Annotated in this window: 17 protein-coding genes; 14 read left to right on the top strand and 3 right to left on the bottom strand. The window is 54.3% G+C overall.

Annotated features, from left to right (window positions below; translation table 11 throughout):
- Window positions 1–18 precede the first annotated feature (18 nt).
- Window positions 19–1,038, bottom strand: a complete 1,020-nt coding sequence (gene rsgA, locus CIK78_RS13120; protein WP_096280891.1) for a small ribosomal subunit biogenesis GTPase RsgA — start codon at window positions 1,036–1,038, stop codon at window positions 19–21.
- Between the two features lie 167 nt (window positions 1,039–1,205).
- Here rsgA and orn point away from each other — a divergent pair, with 167 nt between their 5' ends.
- A complete protein-coding gene (gene orn / locus CIK78_RS13115) occupies window positions 1,206–1,799 on the top strand; it encodes an oligoribonuclease (protein ID WP_096280888.1) in 594 nt (197 codons plus the stop codon).
- A gap of 3 nt (window positions 1,800–1,802) precedes the next feature.
- Here orn and queG read toward each other — a convergent pair whose 3' ends face one another.
- Window positions 1,803–2,924 (bottom strand): tRNA epoxyqueuosine(34) reductase QueG, encoded by a 1,122-nt coding sequence (gene queG / locus CIK78_RS13110; RefSeq protein ID WP_096280885.1) that lies wholly within the window; start codon window positions 2,922–2,924, stop codon window positions 1,803–1,805.
- A 216-nt stretch (window positions 2,925–3,140) separates the two neighbouring features.
- On the opposite strand from queG, the gene CIK78_RS13105 reads away from it, so the two are divergent.
- The 11 genes from CIK78_RS13105 to CIK78_RS13055 all read left to right on the top strand — a co-directional run bounded on the left by CIK78_RS13105 (window position 3,141) and on the right by CIK78_RS13055 (window position 16,324).
- A complete protein-coding gene (locus CIK78_RS13105; RefSeq protein ID WP_096280882.1) occupies window positions 3,141–4,613 on the top strand; it encodes an NAD(P)H-hydrate dehydratase in 1,473 nt (490 codons plus the stop codon).
- A gap of 11 nt (window positions 4,614–4,624) precedes the next feature.
- Complete coding sequence (gene tsaE / locus CIK78_RS13100; RefSeq protein ID WP_096280879.1) at window positions 4,625–5,140, top strand: tRNA (adenosine(37)-N6)-threonylcarbamoyltransferase complex ATPase subunit type 1 TsaE; 516 nt, start codon at window positions 4,625–4,627, stop codon at window positions 5,138–5,140.
- The gene (locus CIK78_RS13095) at window positions 5,131–6,594 is read left to right on the top strand and encodes an N-acetylmuramoyl-L-alanine amidase (protein ID WP_096280876.1); all 1,464 of its coding nucleotides are present in this window, start codon (window positions 5,131–5,133) and stop codon (window positions 6,592–6,594) included. The genes tsaE and CIK78_RS13095 overlap by 10 nt, the downstream gene beginning before the upstream one ends.
- A gap of 9 nt (window positions 6,595–6,603) precedes the next feature.
- The gene (mutL, locus tag CIK78_RS13090) at window positions 6,604–8,547 is read left to right on the top strand and encodes a DNA mismatch repair endonuclease MutL (protein WP_225734277.1); all 1,944 of its coding nucleotides are present in this window, start codon (window positions 6,604–6,606) and stop codon (window positions 8,545–8,547) included.
- Between the two features lie 77 nt (window positions 8,548–8,624).
- Window positions 8,625–9,563, top strand: a complete 939-nt coding sequence (miaA, locus tag CIK78_RS13085) for a tRNA (adenosine(37)-N6)-dimethylallyltransferase MiaA (RefSeq protein WP_096280873.1) — start codon at window positions 8,625–8,627, stop codon at window positions 9,561–9,563.
- Window positions 9,564–9,700: 137 nt separating this feature from the next.
- A complete protein-coding gene (gene hfq / locus CIK78_RS13080) occupies window positions 9,701–9,949 on the top strand; it encodes an RNA chaperone Hfq (protein WP_007114649.1) in 249 nt (82 codons plus the stop codon).
- A gap of 37 nt (window positions 9,950–9,986) precedes the next feature.
- Window positions 9,987–11,297, top strand: a complete 1,311-nt coding sequence (gene hflX, locus CIK78_RS13075; protein WP_096280870.1) for a ribosome rescue GTPase HflX — start codon at window positions 9,987–9,989, stop codon at window positions 11,295–11,297.
- 148 nt (window positions 11,298–11,445) lie between these two features.
- Window positions 11,446–12,735, top strand: coding sequence for an FtsH protease activity modulator HflK (gene hflK, locus CIK78_RS13070; RefSeq protein ID WP_096280867.1), 1,290 nt, complete (start codon window positions 11,446–11,448; stop codon window positions 12,733–12,735).
- Window positions 12,736–13,632: a protease modulator HflC gene (gene hflC / locus CIK78_RS13065; RefSeq protein WP_096280864.1), complete on the top strand. Its 897-nt coding sequence runs from the start codon at window positions 12,736–12,738 to the stop codon at window positions 13,630–13,632.
- Window positions 13,633–13,832: 200 nt separating this feature from the next.
- Window positions 13,833–15,029 carry an ATP phosphoribosyltransferase regulatory subunit gene (locus tag CIK78_RS13060; protein WP_096280861.1) on the top strand — a complete coding sequence of 399 codons (1,197 nt, stop codon included), beginning with the start codon at window positions 13,833–13,835 and terminating at the stop codon, window positions 15,027–15,029.
- On the top strand, window positions 15,029–16,324 hold the full coding sequence (locus CIK78_RS13055) for an adenylosuccinate synthase (RefSeq protein ID WP_096280858.1): 1,296 nt from the start codon (window positions 15,029–15,031) through the stop codon (window positions 16,322–16,324). Before CIK78_RS13060 ends, CIK78_RS13055 begins: the two co-directional genes overlap by 1 nt.
- Window positions 16,325–16,447: 123 nt before the next feature.
- On the opposite strand, the gene cobO is transcribed toward CIK78_RS13055, so the two are convergent.
- Complete coding sequence (gene cobO / locus CIK78_RS13050; protein WP_096280856.1) at window positions 16,448–17,047, bottom strand: cob(I)yrinic acid a,c-diamide adenosyltransferase; 600 nt, start codon at window positions 17,045–17,047, stop codon at window positions 16,448–16,450.
- Between the two features lie 245 nt (window positions 17,048–17,292).
- Here cobO and CIK78_RS13045 point away from each other — a divergent pair, with 245 nt between their 5' ends.
- Both CIK78_RS13045 and pepN read left to right on the top strand, forming a co-directional pair.
- Window positions 17,293–17,778 (top strand): YajQ family cyclic di-GMP-binding protein, encoded by a 486-nt coding sequence (locus tag CIK78_RS13045; protein WP_096280854.1) that lies wholly within the window; start codon window positions 17,293–17,295, stop codon window positions 17,776–17,778.
- A 79-nt stretch (window positions 17,779–17,857) separates the two neighbouring features.
- Window positions 17,858–20,488: an aminopeptidase N gene (pepN, locus tag CIK78_RS13040; protein WP_096280851.1), complete on the top strand. Its 2,631-nt coding sequence runs from the start codon at window positions 17,858–17,860 to the stop codon at window positions 20,486–20,488.
- The last annotated feature ends 12 nt before the right edge of the window (window positions 20,489–20,500 follow it).

The following is a 20,500-nucleotide window of genomic DNA, read 5'->3' as shown; positions in this document are numbered from 1 at the left end:
GGGTAACTCCTGTAAACGTTAGCCATCCAGGCTATCCAGGATGCGTCGATAGCTGGCGAAACGGGCGGGATGAATCTTGCCGGCCTCAACGGCTTCGAGTAGCGCGCAGCCGGGCTCTGCGCGGTGGCGACAGTCACGAAAGCGGCAGTGGCCAATAAAGGCGTGAAACTCAATAAAGCCGTCGGTAACTTCCTGCTCGTTGAGGTGAATCAGGCCAAACTCGCGAATGCCCGGTGAGTCGATTAAATCACCGTCGGCCACTTCTTCACGGCTCATCGTATAAAGGCGCGCTGTCGTGGTGGTATGTGTGCCTTTGCGGGAGTCTTCCGAGAGCGCGCCAATGCGCAGGGTTTCATCTGGCAGCAGCAGGTCGATGAGCGATGATTTGCCCACACCACTCTGACCAACAAATACCGATGTGCGTCCCTCAAGCTGGCTGCGCAGCTCATTAAGCCCCGAGTCTGTGGCAGTGGTGGTGCGCACGACCGGATAGCCCAAAGCGCTGTAGCGCTCCAAAAGTTTACCCAGTTCGCCGCCATCCTCGGGCAGTAAGTCCGTTTTGTTGAGGACCAACACTGGCGCAATGCCGGTAGCTTCGGCAGCGACGAGATAGCGGTCGATTAAATTAGCGTGGGGCGCAGGCTCCACGGCAAACACAATCAGCAGTTGATCAATATTAGCCGCCACCGGTTTCAGCAGGCCTCGGGCATCGGGGCGCTTGAGTACGCTGTCGCGTTCTTCTCGCGCCACCACGACGCCTGAGCCTTCTTGTCCGGCACGCCAGATCACGCGGTCACCGGTGACCAGGCCGTCTAGGTTGGCGCGTAAGTGGCAGCGCACCGGTTCATTATCGCTATTGCGCACCTCTAGGGTACGCCCAAAGTGAGCAACGACGCGGCCCGGTTGTTCGGCACCGTATTCGCCAGCAGAGAGCTTTTCAGCGTCTTGCACATCGCGCTTCTCAGCACGTTGGGCGCGTTCTGCCTGAACCTTGTCGACTCGCCACTGCTGCTGGCGACTTAATTTGCGTTTGCTCATGTCCACCTGATGCTGAGTACAATAGCGGCCATTGTACCTATCAAGTAGCCAAGCTGTCCTGCATGGGCTGCTTGGCAATGCGATTTAAGGCACTATTCTGATTTTAAACTGACTTTACGCCATAATTGCACGCTGATAACGGCTATTTTGGCAAAGGGATGAACCCAATGAGTAATGATACGACTGAGACCGCCGTGCCCCGTGATGACCTATTGATATGGATTGACCTGGAAATGACCGGTTTAGATCCTAACAAAGAGCGCATTATTGAAGTGGCTACGCTAATTACCGATGCGGATTTGAACGTGGTGGCAGAAGGCCCTGTTATGGCCGTAAAGCAGCCCGACAGCCTGGTAGCGCAGATGGATGATTGGAATCAGAGGACTCACGGTGAATCGGGTTTGGTCGCTCGGGTAAAAGCCAGTCAAGTGGCAACCGCAGACGCTGAGCAGCAAACTTTGGCATTTTTAAAACAGTACGCCGTGGCGGGGTCGTCACCGATGTGTGGCAATAGTATCCATCAGGATCGGCGTTTTTTAGAGCGCGAAATGCCTGAACTGCTCAACTTTTTTCACTATCGCAATCTGGATGTATCGACGTTGAAAGAAGTGGCTAAACGCTGGAATCCAGGCGCCTTGGCGGGCTTTAGTAAGCGCAACGTGCACCTGGCAATGGACGATATTAAAGAGTCTATTGCTGAGCTGGCCCACTATCGCACGACTTTCTTACGCGTTGATCAGCGCCGCAACGAAAAAGAGTAGCCATCAGGCGGTGGCAATAAGCTCGCCACGTTTGAGGCGCTGCTCCTCCAGTGCCCAGGCAACGTGCTCGCGCACGAGCGCACTGGGAAAGCCACGCCGCGCCCATAATGCTGTCTCAACGGCGCCACTCCAGGGCGCGTTGCCTAAGCCAATAGCGACATTACGCAGCCAGCGTTCGTAGCCAATGCGCCGGATGGGACTGCCCGCGGTTTTGTCCAGGAACTCCGCTTCGCCCCAGGCGAACAGGCTGATCAGCGTTGCGCGGTCTAAATCATGGCGCGGTGCAAAGTCATCTTCTTGGGTAATGCGAGTGAAGCGGGTAAATGGGCAGACTAGCTGGCAGTCGTCACAGCCATAAATCCGGTTGCCCATGGCGCGGCGAAACTCCACTGGAATCGCGTCATGCAGCTCAATAGTGAGATATGAAATGCACTTGCGCGAGTCGACCACTTTGTCGTCAACGATGGCGCCGGTGGGGCAGGCGGTACGGCAGGTGCTGCAACTGCCGCAGTGCTCATGCTCAAAGGGGGTATCAATAGGCAGCGGTAGATCGGTATACAGTTCGCCAAGAAAGAACAGCGAGCCTGCTTTGGGATTGAGCAGCATGGCATTTTTGCCAAACCAGCCCAGTCCGGCTTTTTGGGCCAAGGCGCGCTCCATAACCGGCGCTGAATCGACAAACGCGCGGTAGCCGAACGCGCCGACTTCCTGTTCAATTTTTTTTGCTAATAGGGCTAACCGTTTACGGATTAGCTTGTGATAATCACGCCCCAGCGCGTAGCGCGATACATAGGCTTTGCTGGGCTGGCCAAGAACCTTGGTGGTTTCTACCTCGGGGGGAAGATAATCCATTCGGACACAGATAATGCGCTGGGTGCCGGGTTCTAGCTGTGCAGGTCGCGTGCGTTTGGTGCCGTGTTTGGCCATAAAGCCCATCTCGCCGTGATAGCCTTTTTCTAGCCATGCGTCGAGATGCGCCTCGTGGGCAGACAGTTCAGTATCGGTGATGCCGACTTGCTGAAAGCCGAGCTCCTGCCCCCAGGTCTTTATCAGGTCGGCAAGGCGAGCAAGCTTTTCGTCAGTCAGTGCATCGCTAGAACGTTCAGCGGCAGTGGAATCCGGCATAATTAATCTAATAAGTAGGTAAGCAATAAATAGTGAATCAAATAGAGAGTGAGTTAAATAATATAGTCAGGTCGTCGTCAGTCTAGTAACACAAGTTAAGCAGTCGCCAGCAACGCGGTCGCCAGTCTACGGCAAGGCTATAAGCGCGCTATGCTAACGCATTGGCAGCCATCAAAATACGTGAAAGGAGAGATCGTGACGGTCCCGAATACTTCCATGCTACGCCCTCTATATAAAGCCGCCCAGGTGCGCGAGCTTGATCGACGTACAATTGCCGGCGGTATTGATGGCTTTGCATTAATGCAGCGCGCTGCATCCAGTGCTTGGCATTGTTTTCGCTCACGCTGGCCCCAGGCGCGCAGTTTAACGGTGGTGTGTGGCCATGGTAATAACGGCGGCGATGGTCACGTGCTCGCGGCGCTGGGCATGCAGTCCGGCTTAAAGGTTCAGCGGATAACGCTTAAGCCTCTTGATGAACTGAGCGGTAGCGCGGCCCGCGCGGCAGAGCTGGCAACTTCGGCGGGTGTTGGCTGCGAAGAGTGGCATGCAGGTATTGCGTTAACGGGCGAAGTGATTATTGATGCGCTGCTGGGGACCGGTTTGAATGGTGCAGTAGAGGGGCGTTTCAAGCGTGTCATTGAGATGATCAATGCCGCTGATCGGCCGGTACTAGCGATTGATATTCCCTCTGGGCTGGTGGCCGATACCGGTGCTATGCCCGGTGTGGCAGTTAACGCTGCCTGCACGGTGACTTTTATCGGCGATAAAATCGGCTTACACACGGGCGATGCGCCGGCCTGCACCGGCGAGATTGATTTTCGCTCACTGGGTGTTAAAGCCCAGGCGTATTTTGATATTCCCCCCACCGCTTGGCGGCTGGATGAATCCCTGTTGGCGGGCGCTTTTACACCGCGGCTGCGCACTAGCCATAAAGGTACAATGGGTCATGTGCTGGTGATGGGGGGCGCGCCTGGGTTTGGCGGGGCGGCTTTATTGGCGTGTCAGGCAGCTGCGCGCATGGGCGCGGGGAAAGTAAGTTTGGCAACGGCGCCTGAACATATCACTGCCAGCCTGGTGCGCTGCCCTGAAGTGATGGCGCACGGGGTGCGCGGTGGTGCTGAGGCCAGCGAGTTGCCCCACAATGCGGATGTTGTCGTTGTGGGGCCCGGGCTTGGGCAGGCGGCTTGGGGGCAGGCCGTGCTACAAAGTGCGTTGCAATCGGATGCGCCGTTGGTCGTCGATGCCGACGCTTTGAATCTTTTGGCGCGCCAGTGGCCTGATGTTCAACGGGATAACTGGATTTTGACACCGCATCCTGGCGAGGCGGCAAGGCTGCTGGGATGCACAGTGGCCGATATTCAGGCTGATCGACCCGCTGCTGTTCAGGCACTGCAGCGAGCACGTGGTGGCGTGGTGATATTAAAAGGCGCAGGCAGCTTAATCGCCGGCCCTGCGGGGTTAGTCGTTTGCCCGTATGGCAACCCAGGCATGGCCAGCGGAGGAATGGGCGACGTGCTGAGTGGCATGTTAGGGGCGTTGATTGCCCAGCGCGGTGAGGTTGAGTTCAGTGCTTGGCTTGGCACGATGGTGCATGCATTAGCCGCCGATCATGCGGCTGAGCAAGAAGGCGAGCGTGGCCTGCTGGCCAGCGATCTGGCATCCTATGCGCGAAAATTGATTAATCCTTGAAGGCAGCCCACATGCAGGTGCAATTAGACAATGAAGATGCCCAGGTCACTTTTGGCGAAGCGCTAGGGCATGCTTTGCAAGGCCGCGGGCTGGTATATCTTGAGGGTGAGTTAGGCGCCGGTAAAACGACGCTATCACGCGGTATCTTGCGTGCTTATGGCTATCTTGGGGCCGTAAAAAGCCCTACCTACACGCTTGTAGAGCCTTACGAGATTGGACCTCAGCGTGTGTATCATCTGGATTTGTATCGACTGTCTGACCCAGAAGAGCTTGAATTTATCGGTGGTCGCGATGTGCTGGCCGACGATGCCCTTAGTATTGTCGAGTGGCCCAGTCGTGGCGAGGGGTGGTTGCCTGCACCTGATCTTCGCTTAGCGCTAGAGGTAGCTGCTCACGGGCGTTTGGCCGCATTAACGGCGTGCAGTGATAAAGGTAGGCTTGTGCTGGCATTATTGCAGAGTCAAGTGAGTGAAATAAGTCAGGTTCGTTCCGACCAGCTGGAGAATGGTGTGATTCAATGGAAATGAAGGGCGCAGTAGCAAGCGCATGCCGTCTGCTGGCCACGGGGCTTTTTACCTTAGTGGCTGTCAATGTCCAGGCGGCCACCGTGGAGAGTATGCGTTTATGGGCGGCACCTGATCATGCGCGCCTAGTATTTGATTTGTCGGCTGCCGCAAATGCCAACGTCTTCTCGTTGGAAAATCCCGCGCGGTTAGTGATCGATTTAGACGATACGCAGATGGATACCGACCCCAGCACCCTGCCACTGCATGACAGTGCCATCACGTCGGTTCGCTCAGGGTTGCGTGACGGTGGTGGCTTGCGGGTAGTGCTTGAGCTTAACCGTGAGATAGAGCCGCGCCACTTCACTCTAACGCCCAACGATCAATACGGGCATCGTCTTGTCGTTGATCTTGAGTACCCCGGTGAGAGTGCCGTTGAAAACCCCATTGATCCCATTGAAGCAATGATTCGGGATCAGGAAATTCAGTCTCAACGTGCTGTAGCTCAACAGCAAGTGCCGGGTAGCCCGCAGGTGTCTGCACCCGCCGAGCCAGTAGAAGTGCAGGAAGCCAGACCGCATCCGCGAAGAGATATTATTATTGCCGTTGATGCAGGACACGGTGGCGAAGACCCCGGCGCCATTGGCCCTTCGGGTACCCGTGAAAAAGATGTCGTGCTTGAAATTGCCCGGCGCTTAGCCGCTGAAGTGAACAGCACCGAAGGGTTCAAGGCGGTACTGACACGCGACGGTGATTACTACATAGGACTGCGTCAGCGTACAGCGCTGGCTCGCGAGCAAAAAGCCGATTTCTTTGTTTCCGTGCATGCCGATGCCTTCACCAGTCCGCGTCCTCAAGGCAGCTCGGTGTATGCGCTTTCTCAACGCGGGGCAACCTCGGAAACCGCGCAGTGGCTGGCCGATAGCGAAAACCGTTCTGATCTTATCGGCGGCGTTGATGGCAGTCTTTCGTTGCGTGATAAGGACCAAGTGCTGCGTGGCGTACTGCTAGATTTGACCATGACGGCCACGTTGAACGATTCGTTATCTATCGGTGGACAGGTGCTGGAACAGCTTGGCCGAGTCAATCAACTGCATAAAACACGCGTCGAGCAGGCCGGGTTTATGGTGCTCAAATCGCCGGATATTCCGTCACTATTGATTGAAGTTGGCTTTATTTCCAACCCTGATGAAGAGCGTCGCTTACGTGACCCAGTGCATCAAACGGGGCTGTCACAGGCTATTTTTGGCGGCTTGCGCGAGCATTTTGAGCGCTACCCGCCGCCCGCCAGCTTGCTTTCTTGGCAGCGTGATAACCAGCGCCGGCCTTCAGGTAATGAGTACCGCATTCAGTCTGGCGATACGCTGTCGGCGATTGCCATACGCCACGGAGTGCCAGTGGGCCAGCTTCGCCAAGCCAATGACTTAAACGGTGACGCCATTCGCGTTGGCCAAGTACTACAGATTCCCAGCTCATGAGGTGCTGTGTTGACTGATATAACCGCTACCGCATCGCGTATTCATGTGCTCGACCCGCGCTTGGCCAACCAGATTGCGGCTGGCGAGGTCGTTGAGCGCCCTGCATCGGTAACCAAAGAACTGATAGAAAACGCCATTGATGCCGGCAGCCAGCGTATTGATGTCGATATTGAGCAAGGGGGTACGCGGCTCATCAAGGTGCGTGACGATGGTATCGGCATCGGTGAGCAGGATTTGCCGCTGGCCTTGGCGCGCCACGCGACCAGTAAAATCGGTAGCCTGGAAGACTTGGAAGGCGTTAGCTCGTTAGGTTTTCGGGGTGAGGCGTTGGCGTCTATCAGCTCGGTTTCACGCTTAGAGCTGATCTCTAACGCTGAGGATGACCCTCGCCATGGCTGGCGAGTGGTGGCAGAGGGACGTGGGATGGAGGCTAGAGTTACTCCAGCGCCGCATCCCCGTGGCACTAGTGTTGGTGTGCGCGATTTGTTTTTTAACACGCCTGCCAGGCGTAAATTCTTGCGTACCGAAAAGACAGAATTTGCTCACGTAGAAGAAGCGTTTCGCCGACAGGCGCTGTCGCGTTACGACATCACGTGGGTGCTGCGGCACAATCAGAAAGTCGTTCATCAATTGCCTTCAGGGCACTCTGTCGCAGCCCGGGAGCGTCGAATTGCGTCGCTGCTAGGTAAGAATTTTATTGAGCATGCTCGCTATATTGAACGCGAGGCGGGCGGCCTGCGGTTAAGTGGCTGGGTGGGGCTGCCTACTCATTCACGCTCGCAGGCCGATCAGCAATACTTTTTTGTGAATGGGCGTGTGGTCCGCGATCGGCTAGTCGCCCATGCGGTGCGCCAAGCTTACCGTGATGTGCTGTTTAATGGCCGTCACCCGGTGTTTGTGCTTTATCTTGAGCTTGATCCTGACGTTGTCGATGTCAACGTTCATCCGACCAAGCATGAAGTACGCTTTCGTGATGGCCGTATGGTGCATGATTTTCTGTATTCGAGCCTGCACCACTGCCTGGCGTCTTCTAAGCCTGCCGTTGATCATGATGCTGACGGCGATGAGGCGAATGAGAACGATGGCGGTCATCAGCAAGAGGGCGTAGCAGAAAACGCCGAGCAGCCGCGCTGGCAGCAGCAGGGGATTGCGCTTACTCATTCGCCGGATCGTCACCCGGGCGCTGAGCGTGTGCGCCGCTTCATGCAGGGCTATCAGGCGCTTCATCCCAATCATGAAGAAACGCTGTTGACCCCGCAGGCCGGCGGCTCGACTGATCTAAGCGCTAACGCAATGGGCAGCAGTCATGGCGCTAGCGAAGTGCGAGAAGCGCCGCTGACAATGCCGGCTGATGACCCGACAGCGCCGCCGCCACTTGGGTTTGCGCTAGGCCAGCTGCACGGTATTTATATTTTGGCGCAGAATGCGCAGGGGCTCGTGCTGGTGGATATGCACGCTGCTCATGAGCGCATTGTTTACGAGCGCATGAAAACACAGCTGGCAGCCGCGAAAGGCTTAGATGCTCAGCCGCTGCTGGTGCCTGTTTCTATTGCTGCCAGTGGGGCGGAGGTGGCGACGGCCGAGAGCGAGCAAGAGGCGATTGCCAAGCTGGGTATTGAGCTTGATATTGCCGGACCAGAGACGCTGCTGGTTCGCCAGATGCCAGCGCTACTGGCACAGGCTGATCCTGAAGCGCTGGTGCGCCAGATGCTGGAGGAGCTCGCCCGCTATGGCCGCACTCACCAGGTTGAGGCCCGGCTGCATGAGCTGCTTTCCACGATGGCCTGCCACGGTAGCGTGCGCGCCAATCGGCGGCTTACTCTTGATGAAATGAATGGATTGCTGCGCGATATGGAGCGCACCGAGCGCAGCGACCAGTGTAACCACGGCCGCCCCACCTGGACGCAAATGGGTTTAAAGGCGCTCGATCGTTTATTTCTACGTGGTCAGTAGCCGCTGCTCGCTTGGCCAGTGATGGTTTGTTCAACAGGCGCTAAGGCGCCTTTTTTAATCGGGAGTTTCAACTGCGCATGGCTGATTCGCGCCCTTGGGCGATTTTTTTGATGGGCCCTACGGCTGCGGGTAAAACCGATGCCGCTATAGCATTGCATGAGCGCTTAGGGCACGAGCTCATTAGCGTTGATTCAGCCATGGTTTACCGGGGCATGGATGTTGGTAGCGCAAAGCCGAGTGCTACAGAGCTCGCCCGTGCGCCCCATCGCTTGATTGATATTCGTGACCCAGCGGAGCCTTATTCGGCCGCTGATTTTCGTGAAGATGCGCTGGCGCACATGCGACAAATTAGCGCGGCTGGCAAGGTGCCTCTGCTGGTGGGCGGCACCATGCTGTATTTCAAGCGACTGATGGAGGGCGTTGCCAATCTTCCCTCAGCGGATTCGTTGATCCGTCAGCAGCTTGAGGATCAGTGCCAGGCGGAGGGGCTTTTGGCGCTCCATAAGCGCTTATCACAGGTTGATGCGGTTTCCGCTGAGCGCATTCACCCTAATGATCCTCAGCGCATCATGCGTGCCCTGGAGGTTTATTACGCCAGCGGTCGGCCGATGAGTGAGCTTTGGGCAGAGCAGCAGCCGGAAACCTTTCCATGGCGGGTGCTGTCGATAGCACTAGCGCCTAACGATCGCAGCTTCTTGCACAGGCGTATCGAGCAGCGCTTTGAACTAATGTTGGGTGAAGGCTTGATAAATGAAGTCGCCGCCCTCAAAAAGCGTAATGACTTACATTCAGGCCTGCCTGCAATGAAAAGCGTTGGCTATCGCCAAGTCTGGGAATATCTGGACGGCGAGTACGATTATGCCACTCTCGTTGAGCGGGGCGTCATAGCAACGCGCCAGCTTGCTAAGCGTCAATTGACGTGGCTAAGAAGCTGGCCAGAGTTAACGTGGATAGATTCGCAGCGTGATGATGTGATGGATAAGGTGCTGAAAATCGTGCGTGAAAGCAGTGCTTAGCGTAAGATGGTGATCTAGTGAATGTGTGTTTTCGAGCGGCCAGTTGGCTTGGCCTTTCGGGCAACAAGATTGCGGCGTAGCACCAGTAGGGCGCGCCATTGATAATTAACCCCAACGACAGTTTTAGGGAGAGCAACATGTCCAAAGGGCAGTCCCTTCAAGACCCTTACTTGAACATTTTGCGCAAGGAGCGCATTCCGGTCTCAATCTTTTTGGTCAACGGCATTAAGCTGCAGGGCCAGATTGAATCGTTTGACCAGTTTGTTATCTTATTGCGTAATACCGTCAGCCAGATGGTTTATAAACACGCTATTTCCACGGTTGTGCCTTCTCGCAATGTACGTTTGCCTGCGCAAGATCCGGCAGAGCAGGATGCAGAGATTTAACACCGCTGGATAAGCAAGAGAGTCCACGAGGTATTGATTGTTTTTCGAACGCCCAGACGCCGGTGAAACGGCAGTTCTTGTTCACGTTGATTTCCATGATGAACAAAAACGTGAAGACCCGGGTGAGTTTTTAGAGCTCGTGCGCTCTGCTGGTGCAGAGCCTGCGACTCTACTCACTGCTAGCCGACATCGCCCAGATTCACGCACGTTTATTGGATCCGGTAAGTTGGAAGAGTTGCGGGCATTGCTTGCGGCTCATGAAGCAGAACTGGTTATCTTCAACCATAGCTTAAGCCCCTCTCAAGAGCGCAATGTTGAGCAAGAGCTCAAATGCCGAGTGTTAGACCGTACCGGTCTTATTCTCGATATCTTTGCGCAGCGGGCACGAACTCATGAAGGTAAGCTGCAGGTAGAGCTTGCCCAGCTTGAATATATGTCCACTCGCTTAGTGCGAGGCTGGACACACCTAGAGCGCCAAAAAGGCGGTATTGGCCTGCGTGGCCCGGGTGAAACTCAGCTTGAAACTGACCGACGCCTTTTGCGTGGTCGGATTAAATCGATTCATAAACGGCTTGATAAGGTTCGTAGTCAGCGCGATCAGAATCGCCGTGCCCGTGCTCGCGCTGAAATCCACAGCGTCTCGTTAGTGGGTTATACCAACGCTGGTAAGTCAACGTTGTTTAACGCGTTAACCAATGCCGATGTGTATGCCGCGGATCAGCTGTTTGCAACGCTGGATCCGACGCTGCGGCGTCTTGAGATTGCAGACGTTGGCCCTGTGGTTATGGCGGATACCGTTGGTTTTATTCGCCATTTGCCACATAAGCTAGTTGAGGCGTTTCAGGCAACGCTGCAGGAGGCGTCTGAAGCGTCACTGCTGGTGCATGTCATTGACGCTGCTGACCCTGACCGTGAACTCAACGTGAAGCAGGTAGAGCTAGTGTTAAAAGAGATCGGTGCTGATGATGTGCCGGTACTCAAGGTTATGAACAAAATTGATAGGCTGGGCAGTGCGCCACGCATAGAGCGTGATGGCCAAGGCGTACCGGAAGTCGTTTGGCTCTCGGCGCAGGAAGGGCAAGGCCTTGATTTGCTGCATGAGGCGCTCAGCGAGCGATTGGCAAACGATGTCATTGGCTTTTCGCTGACACTCAGTCCTGAGCAAGGTAAGCTGCGTGCAGGGTTGCATGAGCTTAATGCCGTTCGCACAGAGTCTTTTGACGAACAGGGTCATTCTGTATTGGGTGTGCGTCTGCCTCGGCGTGATTTTAATCAGCTGGTGGCGCAATTGGGCGAGCGCGCTAATACGTATTTACCTAAAGCACTACGTGAAACCGATGAGTGGTAGTCTTGCTATTAAGATGTTCAGTGCACTGCCGATTTTCTGTTTCGCATAAGAATGAGACAAGATTTATATAGCAATAATATCAAAACGCGACGGCTTCTCTTACCGATGGAGTCACGTCCGTTAGTGAATTTCTTAGTGGAGACGATGTATGGCCTGGAATGAGCCTGGTGGTGGGGACAAGCACGACCCGTGGAGCAGCGGTGGCCGACGAGGTGGAAACGACGGCGACAGAAGCCAAGATGGCAACAACGGCGGCAATAACGGTGGTGGCAACAACAATGGTAATAAAGGGGGCAATAACCAAGGCCCGCCTGACCTTGATGAGGCCCTGAAGAAATTCCAAGAAAAGCTGAGCGGCATCTTTGGCGGCGGCAAGAAGGGCGGTGGCAAAAAAAGTGATGGGGGCAGTGGCGGTAAAAACCGTAATCCTCTTGCTTTGCCAGGTCTGTTAATTGTCGTTGCGCTGGCTATCTGGGCTGCCATGGGTTTCTATCTCGTTGACCAATCTGAGCGTGGCGTTGTACTGCGCTTCGGTGAGTTCCAGGGTATCGTCGATCCAGGTCTTCAGTGGAACCCACCGCTGATAGATGAAGTGCGCATGGTCAATGTGACCCGAGTGCGCTCATTGACACAAATGCAGTCGATGCTGACGCGCGATGAAAACATTGTAGAAGTGGAAATTTCGGCGCAGTACCAAGTCGCTAATCCTCGCGATTTTGTACTGAACGTTCGTGATCCCGCCATTTCGATTGAGAACGCACTGGACTCTGCGCTGCGCCACGTGGTCGGCGGTACCGATATGATCGATATCCTTACCTCTGGGCGTGAAATTTTGGGCAGCTCTGTCTCTAGTCGTCTACAGTCTTACCTCGACAACTATGGTGCCGGTATTCGTCTGCAAACCATCAACATTGAGTCTACCTCAGCGCCTGAACCTGTTATCGATGCCTTCGATGACGTTATCCGCGCTCGTGAGGATCGTCAGCGCACTATCAACGAAGGGATGGCTTATGCGAACGCTATCATTCCTGCGGCTCAAGGTCAGGCGCAGCGGGTGGTAGAGCAAGGTCAAGGTTATCGCGAATCGGTTGTTGCCGAGGCGCAAGGTCAGGCCAACCGATTTAACTCGCTGTTGACCGAGTACCGTAATTCGCCTGACACCATGCGTGAGCGCATGTATTTAGACACGATCGAAGACGTTTTCAGCAGCACGCCTAAAGTGCTCTTAGACGTCAGTGAGAACGCGCCTTTAATGTATCTCCCGCTAGATCAAATGCGTGGCGGTAGCGGTGGTAATCGAACCGGCTCATCGTCTAATAGCAATAGTGATAGCAGCCAAGAGCAGTTAGACCCTGACGTGATTGAACGTTTACGCAGTACTCAGAGTAGCTCTTCAGGCAACAGCAATAGTAGCTCCATCCGCAGGGAGGGCCGGTAAATGATTAATAATCGATCCTTGCTAGTGGTTGGTGTTTTAGCCGCAGTCGCATGGCTTGCGAGCAACACCTTGTACGTCGTTGACGAAACCGAACGCGCTGTTAAATTGCGTTTTGGTGAAGTCGTTGAAGAAAATATTCAGCCTGGCTTGCACGCAAAAGTGCCCATTGCCCAGACGATCCGTAAGTTTGACACTCGCTTACTGACATTGGACACGGATACCAGCCGCTATCTGACGCTTGAGCAGAAAGCGGTCATCGTAGATTCCTATGTGAAATGGCAGGTCGTTAATCCCACCCGTTATTACGAAGCAACGGCTGGCGATGAATTGATGGCCGTTCGCTTGATTCAGCCGCGCGTTGATGAAAGCCTGCGTAACGAGTTTGGCCGTCTTAATCTTCAAGAGATTATCGCTGAACGCCGTGATGACTTGATGGTTGGGCCAACCGCTGAGCTTGATGAGCTGATGCGTGAAGAGCTGGGCGTGGCCATTCGTGATATTCGTATTAAGCGAATCGACTTGCCTGACGACGTTTCCGCTGCTGTTTTTGAGCGTATGCGTTCTGAGCGTGAGCGTGAGGCCCGCGAGTGGCGTGCACAGGGTCAAGAAGAGGCCGAGCGTATTCGCGCTAATGCGGATCGTCGTCGTCAGGTCTTGCTTGCCCAGGCTAACGAACGTTCTGAAACGTTACGTGGTGAGGGTGATGCCCAGGCCGCTGCGATCTTCTCCGAAGCCTATGGTCAAGATCAGGAGTTCTTTTCTTTCTGGCGTAGCCTGAATGCTTATCGTGAAAGCTTCGCTGGCGATGGCAATCTGATGGTTTTAGAACCTAATAGTGACTTCTTCCGCTATTTGCGCAGCGCTGAGCCGGAAAGTGGTGACGACAGCGGCGAATAATTCGCCGATGGTTGTGGTGCTCCTCGTCTTGGCTGGTTGATGTCCAGGCGGGGTTCACCTAGCCAATAAACGTGATAGAATTTGTTAACCGGGCGTCGCCCGGTTTTTTTGTGGCCCTCATTTAATGCGAGCGGCATCGACGGTCTTGAGCCGTTACTGCTTGAATTTGTTGGGCCTTCATCGTCTGTAGGATTGTTTACATGACCATCGCTGACCGCTGGCTACTGCCCGACGGCATGGATGAGGTGCTTCCGCCTCAGGCAAGCCGTATGGAAGAACTGCGCCGTGCGCTGCTTGATCTTTACCATTGCTGGGGCTATGAACAAGTAATGCCACCACCGGTAGAGTTTTTAGACTCTTTACTCACGGGTACCGGTACGGACCTTGATCTACAGACCTTTAAGCTGACCGATCAGCTAACGGGCCGTATGATGGGGGTTTCGGCGGATGTTACGCCGCAAGTGGCACGTATGGATGCCCACTCATTAAGACGCCAGGGGCCGGTGAGGCTATGCTATTGCACTAATGTGCTGCGCGCTAAGGCTGATCAGCATCAGGGCGGGCGAAGCCCAGTGCAGGTAGGTGCAGAGCTTTTTGGTCATGCGGGTCTCGATGCCGACAGTGAAATTATTTATCTCGCCTTGGCCAGCTTAAAGGCTGCTGGCGCTGAAGAAATTCATCTAGCGCTGGGGCATATCGGTATTTATCGTAGCCTTGTTGAGGCGGCGGCGCTGAGTCATGAGCAAGAAAGAGCGCTCTTTGATGCCCTGGCACTAAAGTCTCCCGGCCAACTGGCGGACGTTGTGCAGGCGAGTGTCTCAGAGCCGGCATTGGCCGAGATGCTGCTGGCACTTGGCGAGCTGCACGGCGGGGCGGATGTATTAAATCAGGCGCGGGATCGTTTTGCCGGCGCGCCCTACACGGTAACGGCGGCATTGGATCAGTTGGATGCTCTTTATCAAGGTGTGCTCGCACGCTTTGACGTGTCGCTGTACTTTGATCTGGCTGAGCTGCGTGGCTATCAATACCATACTGGTATGATGTTTGCCGCCTACGTTCCTGGCTATGGGCATGCGCTCGCTAAAGGCGGACGCTATGACGATACTGGTCGGGCCTTTGGGCGTGCGCGCCCAGCCACGGGTTTCTCTATGGATCTGAAACAGCTAGCTTCGCTGGCGTTAGCATCGCCGAGTCGCGGTAGCATTTGGGCGCCTGCTAATCAGGATGAGTCGCTCAACGCTGCCATTGTCGCGCTGCGTGAGCAGGGCGAACGCGTGATTCAAGCGCTGCCTGGGCAGCGTACTGGGCCGGCGGAGCACGACTGTGACCGCTGTCTTGAGCTTATCGATGGTCGTTGGCAGCCAACGACCCTGACACAAGAGACGAGTGCATCATAATGGGTAAGAATGTCGTAGTGCTGGGCACCCAGTGGGGTGACGAGGGCAAAGGTAAGATCGTTGATCTGCTAACCGAGTCCGCATCTGCCGTGGTACGTTTTCAGGGTGGTCACAATGCTGGCCATACGCTGGTCATCGACGGTGAAAAAACCGTCCTGCACCTGATCCCTTCAGGTGTTCTACGTCCAGGCACAAAGTGTGTGATCGGCAATGGCGTAGTGCTTTCACCTGAAGCGTTGATCAAAGAGATCCGTGAGCTGGAAGCCAAGGGCGTGCCTGTGCGCGAACGCCTGCGTCTTTCTCCCGCCTGCCCGCTGATTCTGCCTTATCACGTACGCCTGGATCAGGCGCGTGAAAAAGCCCGTGGTATCGCTAAGATTGGCACCACCGGCCGCGGCATTGGCCCCGCCTATGAAGACAAGGTGGCGCGCCGTAGCCTGCGTTTAGGCGATATGCTGCACCGCGAGCGTTTCGCTTCTAAGCTGGGAGAAGTGCTCGACTACCACAACTTTGTGCTAGTTAATTACCACGGCGAACCGGCAGTCGATTTTCAAGAAGTACTCGACGCGGCCATGCAGATGGCTGAAGAGCTGCGCCCGATGGTATGCGATACGGTCAGTATGGTGCACGACCTGCGTAAGGCCGGTGAGAACATTCTGTTTGAAGGTGCCCAGGGTTCACTGCTGGATATCGATCACGGTACTTACCCTTACGTTACTAGCTCCAATACGACTGCTGGTGGGGTTGCAACCGGTTCTGGCGTTGGCCCGCTGTACTTGGATTACGTGCTGGGTATCACTAAGGCATACACCACGCGCGTGGGTTCTGGCCCATTTCCGACTGAGCTTTTCGACGTAGACGGGCGCCACCTTGCCGAGCGCGGTCATGAGTTTGGTGCTACCACTGGGCGTGCACGTCGCTGTGGTTGGTTTGACGCTGTGGCGCTACGCCACGCGGTGCAAATTAACTCCGTTTCTGGTATCTGCTTGACCAAGCTTGATGTCTTAGACGGTTTGGAAAATATCCGTGTATGCGTTGGTTACCGCAGCAAAGATGGCGATGTGATGGATAACCCGGTGGATTCGGAGGGCTTTGAAGCTATCGAACCGCTTTATGAAGACTTGCCGGGCTGGAAGGAGTCGACCCTGGGTGCTAAGCGAGTAGAAGATTTGCCCGCCAATGCACGTGCTTACATTAGCTATCTTGAGCAGCAGGTAGGCACCAGCATCGATATCATTTCCACCGGCCCGGACCGCATGGAAACGATCGTCTTGCGTAATCCCTTCACAAGCTAATGATGGGTAGTGCCGGCTGAGCGTAAGCTGGAGGACGTGAAAAGGGGCAATTTAATTGCCCCTTTTTTATATCTAAAACAGCGGACTAAGCGTCGCGTATTTAAAACCGATGTGTGTAGAAGGCTAGTAATCGATACCTCTACGCGCCTGAAGTCCGTTGTTGAAAGCATGGCAGATTTCCTGCATTTCGGTCACCGTGTCGGCCATGTCGATTAGCTCACGATGGGCGTTGCGACCGGTAATAATGACCGTCTGTTCCGGCGGGCGATTCTCCAATGCTTGTTTCACCGCTTCAATCTCTAAGTAGCCAAACTTAAGCATGTAAGTAATTTCATCCAGCACTACCAGGTAAATCTCTGGGTCGGCTAGCATGCGCTCCGCCTCTTTCCATACCGCGTGACAGGCCTCGGTATCTGCCTGTCGGTTTTGCGTATCCCAAGTAAAGCCTGTGGCCATAATCGCCACCTCTAGATGGCTATCTTCTTCTAAACGATTGCGCTCACCACATTCCCATAATCCTTTAATAAACTGCACAACCGCCACGTTGTAACCATAGCCTAAGGCGCGGGTCACCGTTCCCCAGGCGGCAGTGGTTTTGCCTTTTCCGTTGCCGGTGTTGACGATAATAAGGCCACGCTGCTCATTGGCGCTGGAGACTTTCTCATCTACGTGCGCTTTGAGCTTCTCCATCGATGCTTTGTGGCGGGTCTCGCGATCACTCATGGTGTCTCCTGGAAAGCACTTAATCATAACGATGGTCAAGGTAGCGCGTTAGCGTAAGCCATCCACTTTGCGTTGAACATTTTTTTGAGTCTTCTTTAGAATAACTTGTGTACAACTAATTATGAACCTGCGTTAAGAGCTGTTTAATGAATGGGCGCTTAAAACACACAGAAAGCGAAGAGAATTGGCCGGTAGGGGGCTGCCTGCTCTAGAATGGTGGGCCATGTCTTGTCAGGAATTGAATCATGCCCTCATTTGATATTGTCTCAGAGTTCGATCAGCACGAAGGTGCTAACGCCGTCGATCAGGCGAACCGCGAAGTACAGTCTCGCTTTGACTTTAAAGGCGTCAATGCCAGCTTCACACTTGAAGCCGATAAAGTGCTGCTAGAAGCGGACGTTGATTTCCAGCTCAAGCAAATGTTGGACGTACTGCGCGGCCGATTAATTGCTCGTGGCATTGATGCCCGCTGCATGGATATTCAAGACCCGGTGCTTTCCGGCGTTAAGGCGCGCCAAGAAGTTGCGCTAAAGCAGGGTCTTGATGCAGCAGAGGCAAAAGATGTGGTCAAACGCATCAAAGCCAGCAAGATAAAAGTACAGGCGCAAATTCAAGGTGAGAAAGTGCGCGTCACGGGTAAAAAGCGTGATGATTTACAAGGCGTCATGGCGTTGCTACGCGCTGAAGAAGGCCCTGACTTGCCGCTGCAGTTTGATAATTTTCGCGACTAGTTTAGGTGGTTAACGCAGCCCACCGTCATCGCCCTCATTTAATCATGTGAATGATCGTTTTATACAGGAGTCAAGCACTATGTCTGATCCGCAGCCGGTTTTTTTAAGCGACTACCAGCCACCCGCCTACCGGGTTACTCATGCCGAGCTGACGTTTGATCTTGACCCCGACGCGACCCGTGTGAAAGCGCGCCTGTCGATTGAGCGTCATTCCGACGCTGACGCCGACACGCCGCTAATATTAAACGGCGAGCACTTAAAACTGATTTCCCTCGCCATTGATGAAAAGGCGCTGGATGCATCGTCGTATCAGCTTGATGAAAAGGGCCTGCATATTGCCCAGGTACCTGAACGGTTTGTGCTGGAAAGCGACGTTGAAATTGCTCCGCAGGAGAACACGGCGTTAGAAGGCCTTTATCAATCTAACGGTATGTACTGTACTCAGTGCGAAGCTGAAGGTTTTAGGCGCATTACGTTTTATCCTGATCGTCCGGACGTAATGGCGACGTTCAAGGTGACCGTTATTGGTGACCAGCAGCGTGAGCCGGTGCTGCTCGCCAACGGTAACCCTATTGAGCGCGGTAACTTGGAAGGCGGTCGCCATTTTGCCACGTGGGAAGACCCACATCCCAAGCCCTGTTATCTGTTTGCTCTGGTGGCAGGCAATCTGCATTGCGTCGAAGACCACTTCACCACCATGAGCGGGCGTGAGGTCACGCTGCAGATCTGGGTGGAAAAAGACAATGTCGATAAAACTGAGCATGCGATGTCGTCGCTAAAGCGAGCGATGGCATGGGATGAGCAGGCCTACGGCCGTGAGTATGATCTTGATCTGTTTATGATCGTCGCCGTCAATGATTTCAATATGGGGGCGATGGAAAATAAAGGCCTTAATATTTTCAACTCCGCCGCCGTATTAACGCATCCTCATACCGCCACCGATGCGGCGTTTCAGAATGTAGAAGGCATTGTTGCTCACGAGTATTTCCACAACTGGTCCGGTAATCGGGTGACGTGCCGAGACTGGTTTCAGCTCTCGCTGAAAGAAGGCTTTACGGTCTTTCGTGATCAGTGCTTTTCGGCGGATACGAACTCTGCGCCGGTTAAGCGCATTCAGGACGTGTCTTTTTTCCGTACCGCGCAGTTTGCCGAAGATGCTGGCCCCACGGCGCACCCGATTCGCCCTGACCGCTTTATTGAAATTACCAACTTCTACACCCTGACGATTTACGAGAAGGGAGCCGAAGTCGTACGCATGCTGCGCAACTTGGTTGGTGAAGAACGTTTTCGTCAGGGCTCTGATCTTTACTTTGAGCGTTTCGACGGGCAAGCGGTGACGATTGAAGACTTTGTTGGCTGTATGGCGGAGGTTTCCGGCCAGGATTTTAGCCAATTCATGCGCTGGTATTCTCAGGCGGGAACGCCGGATATTGATGCTCACGGCGAATATGACTACGTTCACGGTGAATATCACCTAACATTACGCCAGCGCACGCCGGCAACGCCAGGGCAGCCAAACAAGCTGCCGTTGCATATTCCTGTGCGTATGGGGCTAGTAGGCACTAAGTCTGGGCAAGATCTCACGCTGACATTGAACGATGAAAAATTAGGCAAAGATGCGGTCATTCATCTACGTGATAATGAGAAGACGTTTATCTTTACCGATGTGGCTGAAGCGCCCGTGCCGTCACTGCTACGTGAATTTTCTGCACCGGTGAAGCTGCATTATCCCTACTCGCGAGAAGATCTGGCGTTTTTGTTAACCCATGATAGCGATGGCTTCAACCGTTGGGATGCAGGTCAGCGCCTCGCTTTATTGGCATTAGATGACCTGATTGCGGCCCATCGTAACGGCGTAGAAAAGGTCATGGATAACCGGGTAACGGAAGCCTTTAAGACGCTTTTGACCGGCTCCATGAGTGATAAGGCGGTACTGGCAGAGATGCTGACGCTGCCCTCTGAAGCGTATATCGCCGAGCAGCAGCCCATCGTTGATGTGGATGCAATTCATGCTGCCCGTGAGTTTGTCCGTCAGTCCCTGGCGGTGGCTCTTCGAAAAGAGTTTATCGCTGTTTACGAAGCCAATGTGACTGAGCAACCATACGCGCCGACGCCAGAGCAAATTGCTCAGCGCAGCCTGAAGAACATTGCTCTTGCCTATTTAATGTCGATCGAAGATGAGCAGGGCCTAGCGCTGTGCGAGGCGCAGTTCAGCGCCGACCATAACATGACCGATGTACGTCAAGCGCTTACGCTATTGGTGCACAGCGATCGTGACGACCTTGCGTCGCCGGCGTTAAAAGCATTCGGAGAAAAGTGGGCGCACGATCCCTTAGTGATGGACCAGTGGTTCACTATTCAGGTATCGCGCCCTCAGGCCGATGTTTTAGAGCGCGTTAAGTATTTAATGCAGCACCCTGCGTTTTCGCTTAAAAATCCCAATAAGGTCCGCGCACTGATTGGCGCATTTGCTCAGAACCGGGTTAATTTCCACCGCTTGGATGGCCAGGGCTATCAATTGCTGACCGATGTGGTGATTGAACTGAACCGTCTTAACCCTGAAATTGCAGCCCGTCTGATTACGCCGTTAACACGCTGGCAGCGCTTCGATGAAACCCGTCAGGGATTAATGCGGTCTCAACTTGAGCGTATTCAAAAAGAGCCGCTATCTTCAAATGTATATGAAGTGGTCGAGAAGGCGTTGGCATGACGGTAAGCAACG

This window comes from Halomonas sp. JB37, assembly GCF_002332255.1.
In the GTDB taxonomy this organism is placed as follows: Bacteria; Pseudomonadota; Gammaproteobacteria; order Pseudomonadales; family Halomonadaceae; genus Vreelandella; species Vreelandella casei.
Note: the sequence above shows the minus strand (reverse complement) of the source record. Positions and strands in the feature narration are given on the sequence as shown.